We start from the raw sequence: 8,420 nt of genomic DNA on the forward strand, positions 1-8,420 counted from the left end.
GCTAATTCAGCACATATCAAATTGACTTAGATTACTAAAGCATAGAATAGAAGTGACGTAAATTGTCACAAATAGACAGAACTGTATGGACATAGGGGCGTGATACTTTGTAGAATGCATTAAATTTAAGCGTAAGCCTATAACAAGATGTTGAACAATATATTTCAAGCCTTAGACAGTTTAGGGCTTACAGCACAGAAACGTGCTTTGCATATTTTATTTTCAAATCCTGATTTAAACACACAAGTGTTTTTGCAACGTATCGATGGTCAACATCAAATCAACGAAGGTGTAAGAGCCGAATTAATTTGCCTATCGACCCATGCAGCGATTCCATTAAAACAATTTATAGGCTGTCAGGTTGCCGTGGATCAGGTGACAGATACGGGAACGCTTTATAGAACAACAGGTATTATTACCGAAGCCCAACAAGGGCAATCTGATGGCAGTTTGACCTTATACAAACTGGTATTACAAGACCCTACAGCACTTTGGCATAAACGAAGAAATAGCCGTGTGTTTATGAATAAAACTGTAATAGAGGTGCTTGAAGTCATTTTTAAAGAGTGGCAACAACGTAGTCCATTATTTGCGTCTAGTCTTACACTTGATTTAAGTGGTTTAACCCAAGACTATGATGTCCGACCATTTATCATGAGTCAAAATGAAACGGACTATGACTTTATTACACGCTTACTCAGAAGCGAAGGCATTAACTGGTTGATTGATGAAGACCAACTGATTGTGCCAAATAATCAGACTCCAATCCAAGCACAAAAGCTCCGCTTGATTGATGATAACAGCCAGTATCAAGCCTTAGCTCGGAGAAACATTCGTTACCACCGTAGCAGTGCCACCGAACAATACGACAGTATGACTAGTCTGATTGGACAGAGAAGTCTACAGCCCACGGCTGTTCACATTCAGCGTTGGCAAGCTGATGCTTTAGAGCAAGTGGATGGGGCAGGCAGCGTCCAAAGTAAGCATCAACACAGTGAAAATTATGATAACAATAGTCTTAGCCTAGAAGACGCATGGCACTTTACCCCTGCATGGATGCAAGACTTGAATGGAGCAGATGGAGCCACTGCATCAGGCAATCCACAAATAGAAAAACTCAATCAAAACTTAAGCCATTACCATGACAGCCAAGCCAAACAGTTCATTGCCAACACCACTGTAAGACATAGCCAAGTAGGGTACTGGTTTAAACTGATTGAACATCCAGAGATAGATCAACACCAAGAGTTTCTGATTACAGCTAAAAGCTATTACAATCAGAACAACCTACCTAAAGATTTACAACAACAAGTTCATACGCTGATCAGTCAAAGCCAATGGAAGCAGCCTAATCTTCAAACTGAAGAACGCCAAGCCAATCAACTGATTTTACAACGCCGCAATATCCCGATTGTTCCTGAATACAACCTTCTGCAACATCGACCAACAACCTCACCACAACGCGCTAAAGTTGTTGGGCCAAGTGATGAGGAAATTTATGTGGATGAATGGGGCAGGATAAAAGTTAGATTCCTATTCACAAGAAATGAAGACCATGAGCATGATAGTGGTGCAGGTAGCAATGACAACGATACCGATTCAGCATGGATAGATGTTCTAACCCCGTGGGCAGGAGAAGGCTATGGCGCACGCTTCTTACCACGCATTGGCGAAATCGTAGTAATAGACTTCTTTGATGGCAACATTGACCGTCCATTTGTCACAGGGCGGATTCATGAGGCGTATCGTAACCCAACCAAATTTGACAATGCGGGCAAGTTACCTGATACCAAGAAGTTGGCAGGGATTAAATCCAAAGAAGTTCAAGGGGAAGGTTTTAACCAACTGCGCTTTGATGATACCACTGGACAGATCAGCGCGCAGTTGCAAAGTAGCCATGCAGCAAGTCAACTCAATCTCGGCAAACTCAGCCATCCAAAAGACCAAGCTGAAAGTGAAGATCGAGGCGAAGGTTTTGAACTGCGTACAGATCAATGGGGCGCTGTACGTGCTGGACAAGGTTTATTGCTCAGCACTCATTCCCAAGAACAAGCACAGGGTGATCACCTTGATGCCCAACCTGGCAAGCAACAGCTTGAAAGCAATCAAGCTAATGCTAAAGCTTTAAGTGAAGTTGCCAAGAACCAACAAACTGATGAAATTGAATCTTTAGATCAATTGAAAGATTTTGCAGATCAGATACAAGAGAAGATCGCAAGATTTGAAAAAGCCTTATTACTATTGAATTCACCAGCGGGGATCGGTCTAAGCACCAGCGAAGACATCCATCTATCAGCGGATGGACAACTGAACCAATTTGCAGGGGACAGTATTAACTTGACTACACAAAAGAACCTGATTGCCCAAGCCAGTCAAAAGATCAGTTTATTTGCAGCACAGAATGGTATCAAACAGGTGGCTGCCAAAGGTAAGTTTGAAGTGCATGCCCAGTCTGATGGAATGGACTTACTTGCCAAGCAAAGGATTCAAATCATTTCGACAGAAGATCGGATTGAGATTAGTAGTCCTAAAGAAATTGTGATTACCGCAGGCGGTTCACAAATCAAGCTGAATGGTTCAGGTATTTTCCCGACCACGGGTGGTAAGTTTGAGTTGAAGGCGGGGCAGCATTTGTTTATGGGAGGATCTTCTGTTGAAGTTGCAGAACGTAAGTTTAACAGCTCACCATGTTATTTAACCTATCAGGTAACAGACAGTACAGGTCAACCTTTAAAGAATAAAAATTATGTCATGTATTTAGCTGATGGAACGATTAAGCGCGGTAGAACAAATGCTAAAGGCGAAACAGAGAAAGTTGAAACAGCAGGTCCTCAGAAGGTCAATGTGTTGATTGAAGATGATGATCACAAGGGTTATCAAATCAGTCAATTAAACTAATTTTGAGAGAATAAAATGACAAATAAGGCACAATACAAATTTAAATTAACGCTGGGTTCAACGGACAATAGACCTGCGGCAAATGTTGGCTATCGCATATTAGCAAATGGTAGGATTCTAGCGAAAGGAAAAACGACAGGGACTGGAGAAACGGATGTATTTGAGCTTACAGGTTCAACGTCTGTAAATATCCAAATATTTAACGCTAAAATGAATCGTGGTAAAGGTGGATATCTGAATCCTTCTTTACATGATAGAAATGCTGCGGCAATTTTATTAAATAATAGGGTCTTGGATCAGATTAGTCAGGTCCAAAATAGATCAATAAGCATGTCTAATGTATTGCAACGGAATACACAGAAAACAACTCAAACACCTTTAATGATGCAGCCTCAGCCTACAATACAAACGGTGCAGTTAAGATTAAAATCTTACGTTATTGTAGAATTGAGAGATCATTTAAAAAGAGCATTTAATACGCGTTTAAATTATGATGTATTAGATCAAAGTGGCACAATAATAAAACAAAATAATAGAGAACTCAAAGGTTTACGTACTGAAAGAGCAGGGCTAACACAAATACATTTTGTTGAACATCCAGTACGATTGAGATTTTATGGTGGGGATTTGGGAAGTGTCAAAGTGACCACGGAGGTGGTTTCACCATTTTTCACCCATCAGGATGTTCTGAAAACACAATATGTGAAGACTGCTCCAGCGATTACTGCACCCAAAATTGATAATATAACGCTATTGGCTGGTAAAAAGAATATTCCAATCATTGTTGATCCGAAAACCAATGAAATTTATGTATTGAGTCCACAGGATTTTAAAGACTTCTTGGAAATATCAGGAAGCTTAACCAGTGCAATGAAAAACGTGCATGAGCGACGTGAGAAAGTAAATACGTTAATGGCACTGGAAGCAAAAACACCTGAACAGATCCGGGAAGCTGAAAAGAGTCTTGGAATTGCACAGGATGATGCGATTAAGGCATTGAACCAGCGATTTAAGAACCAAGCCGATATTCGAGAGGTGATTGCGTTTGAGATGTTTACTACATCGGATGGTAAACAAAAGTTAAATGCGGTTCGGAAATATACCAATGATAGTCAGCATATTAAAAATAAAAACAACCGATTAAATAAGTTTGAATATCAATTGAAATACCAAGTACCATGGAAAAATGCATCTGATACGGCAAAAACAGATCATAAAGATGGAACATTGATGACAATTGATGGTAAAAAATTTAAGGAAAATCTAGTCAAAACCATTAAAGATATCAATGTTGAACTGGTCAAAGTTAAAGGTGGGTCATCGGTCACTTATGTTCCTGATCCGAATATCTTTGGCATCACTGCCACAGAATTAGTGGAAAGCTATCAAACCAGTGAATCTTCTACAGTGGACGTACAAGCACAATGGTTACGGTTGATTGCAGGCACAGGTTATGATGGTACGGTAAAGTGGGGTACTCAGGGATTTCAGGCGAAAGGCTCAGCGTACGCTCAGGCGAAAATGGTCTTGCTCGAAGGCAAGAAAAAGTGGTTATGGGCATATCCAAGTTTGAAAGGCTGGATTATGGAGGCGGATGGCGTTCCGATGGGAGCAATCCGCTTTATCTGTGGTGCTGAAATCTACGGTTTTTCTGGGGCGATATTTGCTGCATCATCTGCTTTTGCTGTGACTGTTAGTAATGATAGTAGTCAACAGATGTTGACCAGTATTGCTAAAGATCCTAAAGAAACACTCTCGACACGATTAAACTCAGCAGGTCGTAGTGTACTGGCCATTAAAAAAGGGCAGATGGATGACAAAGTATCGCCTGAAAACCAATTTAATGCGGGAATCAATGCCTTTGCAGGGATGCAGGCAAGTATTAGTCCTTTTGGAGGACTCCAATGGTTTGATCCCGAAAATCCAAGAGATTTTAGTGACCTTGCCAAAATCTCTCCGACACTGGGTTTAAGTGCTGGTATTGGAGGAAGTGCTGACTTTCAACTTTATTATGATCGAGGTGCATTCCGCTTTAAAGCCAGTATTGCCGCCTGTTATGGCGTCGGGGGGAAAGGGGCTCTAGAATTTGTTGTTGATTTTAAAAATATTTATCAGTTGATCCGCTTTGTTGCGTACCAACTTACATATGTTACCTTTAAAAAATTGGTGTACATGTTACATGATGATTTTATTTTATTACATAAAATCAGTATGATGCTGCCTTTTGAAAAAGATAGTGCTTTTATTAAAAATATTGAAACCATTGATGACAGCTTTAGAAAATTTAAAGCAAAGCTTAAGGTTGCAGAGCAACGTATTGCGATGTGTCGGAAAATCAATGAAAAGGGGCAATGGCTGAAATACTTAAGCCCAGAGAGCCGTGGTTGTTTCCTCTATCATATTACCCGACATGGTCTACTCACCCGTTGGCATGATCCAGCTGAATCTGAAGGCTGGAGAATTATTGGGACAGATAAAGAATATGATTTTCCTGAACATAAAGAGGCGGTATTAAATCTATTTAAAAGTGTTACGGTAGTGAATCACTGGACCAATACCTTACAACATATGAGCCCTGATGGTGAGCGATCGGTAAAGAGTATTGCTGAAAATGAAAGTGAATTACTGGATTTTTTAAATTTAGGTCGTCGTATGCAGGGGATCTTACCGCTTGCTGATTTAAAGAAAATCAAGGAACGAATCAATCAGGATCATAATTTCTCTGAAAACTATAGTTCGGGCAATAAATATATTGATGAATATCTTAAAATGCGTGGACAACGAATCTTGTCATATCCAAAGGATTATAAGATTGCTAACTTTGATACGCAGGAGTTTAAACAAATACTATTGGCGCAGTATTTAGAAAAACCCGAAATCTTTATAGCACAAGCGCCACAGCCAATTGAAGAACTTGATATAACAAGATATACCGAAACTGATACTAAAACATGGATCGCCTAATGGCCATCCATGTTAAGTGAGGGCAATTTATTTATTTTCGATAAATGGTTGAGAATGATTTGAAGCACAACGTGCTGAAGTTGAGCCATTTATATTGATATATTGTGGATTCTCTTGATCGTCTTTATCAAATTGTGGATTAGGTTCTTTACCACCTCGGTAGATTGTGGTGACACTTCCACCGATTTGCAGACTTTGGGCAGCACCAACTTGGAAGGTACTGCGAATAGATTTTAATGTGCTTGTTGCAGGGCCCTGTGGATTCTGTTCTGGTGAGTCTTTATAATAGTTTGGATCAAACCAGTCAGACATCCATTCATAGCCATCAGTTGCTAGATCATAGAATCCTAATGGTGTTGGAGGGAATTTACCTAGAACTGGGATTTTCATTCCATCAGCCTCTGGAACAGATTTACTAAATTCACGTCTTTGCTCATCACTCCAGACATTACGTCCTAGTTCGTACTCTCCATTATCAGTTGGGTAAATAATGTATTGACCACGATTCCGTGCTGCATATTCCCATTGTGCTTCGGTCGGAAGATTCATCGGAATCCCCACATGTTCACCTAACCATTGACAATAATCATGAGCTTGTTGCCAACTGATCCCAGCCGGTGCGTTAGGAACACGTTTAATTTTAGAGATTTCTTGCATTCCGACTTTGGGTTGTCCTGTTGCTTCTGTATAAATATCAAAGTCGTCAAAGGTGGTTTTATAGGCATTTAGGCTAAAACTATCGAGTGTGACTTTGTGTACTGGCATCGCTGCATAGAGTCCCGTGATCGGTAATTTATCCTTACGGGTGATTGGGCCAAAGTCTCCCATCATAAAAGAACCGCCTTCGACAAAGATCATATTCTGTTTAGTTTTTTCGACCAGTTGTTGAATTTTTTGCTGTAATTCAGGGGAAGGCTGCGTATTTTTATTATTATTCTCTGAAGGTTTTGCACATGCGGTTAATGCAATACTTGAAAGCAAAATGATGGCAAGGTTTTGTTTAATCATCTTTTTTAAAATCATTAGGTTGCAGATATTGCTCAAATTTTAAGTTAGTTTGTGGATCTTGAAAAGAAATGTTGTGTTAACATCTTTGAGTAATCACGAATAAAACAAGGTTAAGATTGGGATATAGAGATGAGACATGAATCAGGAGAAAGAGAATAGGAGAGAAATCCAAAAAAGGATTTGACGCATTTTTTAAAAGAGAGTTAATGTTTAGGTTATTGGGAGCAGTTTAAATTTAGAGTTTTCATAAATTTTCTCACTAATCTTTTATTCTTTAAGAGTTGTAGAAAATTTTCTCAATGCATATCCTATAATAGGCTTATTTTCACGGATAATTTCAACTTTTAACCAGCTAGGTTTGATTTGTGAGCAGTCTAGAATTGTAAGTATTTGTCCAATGCTGAGTAGCTCAATTGTTTCGGCTGTATCGGTTGGGTAGAGATATAAATATGTTTCTCGAAAAATGACACGCTTTCCTTGAAATAGATTAGTGCCAAAATTTGATATTTCTGCTTGAATTAGCTCTATTACTTCTTCATTGGTTTGATCTGGTTTCAAAATACGTTGTATCTTGTCATGAAAGATATTGCTCAATAAATTAATAACAAATGAACTCACAGCACTGTTATAAGAGTTTCCAGCTATAACGTAAGTAAGAAATAAAAAAGAAATATAAATGAGATAATAGATCCTAAATTTAGCCTTAGTAGATAGTGTAAAGAAGTACTTATGTGTTTCTGTTTCTGATAGATCATTTTCTTCAATATTTTGGAAGAAATGATTTATTTCTTTTTCTAAATCTGAATCGTTTACAACGCTTGGGTCATCCGTACCTATATCACGATTATTTTCATGTGTAATTTCAAAATAAGACGGATAAATTTCTTGCATTTTTTTTACAACTGAAATCATTTTAGAATCAGTTAACGTCGATGAAATCGTTTTATAGTAGTTGTCATCGAAATAGCTAATTTCGTTCATTCTCATGAATGTTGAGTTTTCAAAGGCTTGCATCCTTTTCATGAAAGATGAATTTTCAAAATGTTGTATTCTTTTTACAAAAGATGGGTTGTTAAGAGCCTGTATTTTTTCCATGAAAGATGGATTATTTAGAGTTTCTATTTTTTTATAAAGGATGAATCATCAAAAAACTTTAATTTTTTCATAAACAAAGTTTCTTCTAGTGCTTTAGCCATTTTTACAGTAGGGGACTCATCTAAAGCTTTAATCAGTTTTAAAGTAGGATTTCCCTCTAAATGTTTCATTACTTGTATAGCTGGATGATTAGCGGCAATGTTGAAGATGGCCGTATGTTTATTAGAAAGAGTTTTGATTGCTAAGCTAGCTGTTACTGCATCAATTAATTTTTTTTGTGCTTGAGATTGTTCTATAAATCTTTTTAGTTGAGGAGTCTCAAACCATATTTGCTTTTCATGCACTGATTCATTTTTTTTATCATCATTTGACATACAGTAACTGATAGATTTATTGAGGAGTATTCTTGTATGCTACAACTTCAAATGATCATGTTGATATGTGCTGAATTAGCA

The 8,420-nt window shown here is 38.2% G+C and carries 5 protein-coding genes; 2 read left to right on the forward strand and 3 right to left on the reverse strand.

The genetic code is table 11. The annotated features are described in order from the left end of the window. The first annotated feature begins 147 nt into the window (after window positions 1-147). Both IO68_RS28215 and IO68_RS28220 read left to right on the forward strand, forming a co-directional pair. Complete coding sequence (locus IO68_RS28215; RefSeq protein ID WP_023013739.1) at window positions 148-2,898, forward strand: type VI secretion system Vgr family protein; 2,751 nt, start codon at window positions 148-150, stop codon at window positions 2,896-2,898. A gap of 15 nt (window positions 2,899-2,913) precedes the next feature. Continuing rightward, entirely contained in the window at window positions 2,914-5,862 is a 2,949-nt protein-coding gene (locus IO68_RS28220) for a hypothetical protein (RefSeq protein WP_023013740.1), read from the forward strand. A 27-nt stretch (window positions 5,863-5,889) separates the two neighbouring features. On the opposite strand, the gene IO68_RS28225 is transcribed toward IO68_RS28220, so the two are convergent. The 3 genes from IO68_RS28225 to IO68_RS28235 form a co-directional block, all read right to left on the reverse strand. Next, the gene (locus IO68_RS28225; protein WP_023013741.1) at window positions 5,890-6,885 is read right to left on the reverse strand and encodes a formylglycine-generating enzyme family protein; all 996 of its coding nucleotides are present in this window, start codon (window positions 6,883-6,885) and stop codon (window positions 5,890-5,892) included. Window positions 6,886-7,137: 252 nt separating this feature from the next. Beyond that, a complete protein-coding gene (locus IO68_RS28230) occupies window positions 7,138-7,965 on the reverse strand; it encodes a hypothetical protein (protein WP_023013742.1) in 828 nt (275 codons plus the stop codon). Between the two features lie 23 nt (window positions 7,966-7,988). Then, window positions 7,989-8,339 (reverse strand): hypothetical protein, encoded by a 351-nt coding sequence (locus IO68_RS28235; RefSeq protein ID WP_023013743.1) that lies wholly within the window; start codon window positions 8,337-8,339, stop codon window positions 7,989-7,991. Window positions 8,340-8,420: the final 81 nt, after the last annotated feature.

Origin of the sequence: Acinetobacter sp. COS3, from assembly GCF_000475335.1 — a bacterium.
GTDB classification, from domain to species: domain Bacteria; phylum Pseudomonadota; class Gammaproteobacteria; order Pseudomonadales; family Moraxellaceae; genus Acinetobacter; species Acinetobacter venetianus.

Excerpts from the sequence above, each read along its gene's own strand:
- IO68_RS28235 (WP_023013743.1), bottom strand. The coding sequence starts at position 8,339 with ATGTCAAATGATGATAAAAAAAATGAATCAGTGCATGAAAAGCAAATA.
- IO68_RS28220 (WP_023013740.1), top strand. The coding sequence starts at position 2,914 with ATGACAAATAAGGCACAATACAAATTTAAATTAACGCTGGGTTCAACG.
- IO68_RS28230 (WP_023013742.1), bottom strand. The coding sequence starts at position 7,965 with ATGGAAAAAATACAGGCTCTTAACAACCCATCTTTTGTAAAAAGAATA.
- IO68_RS28225 (WP_023013741.1), bottom strand. The coding sequence starts at position 6,885 with ATGATTTTAAAAAAGATGATTAAACAAAACCTTGCCATCATTTTGCTT.
- IO68_RS28215 (WP_023013739.1), top strand. The coding sequence starts at position 148 with ATGTTGAACAATATATTTCAAGCCTTAGACAGTTTAGGGCTTACAGCA.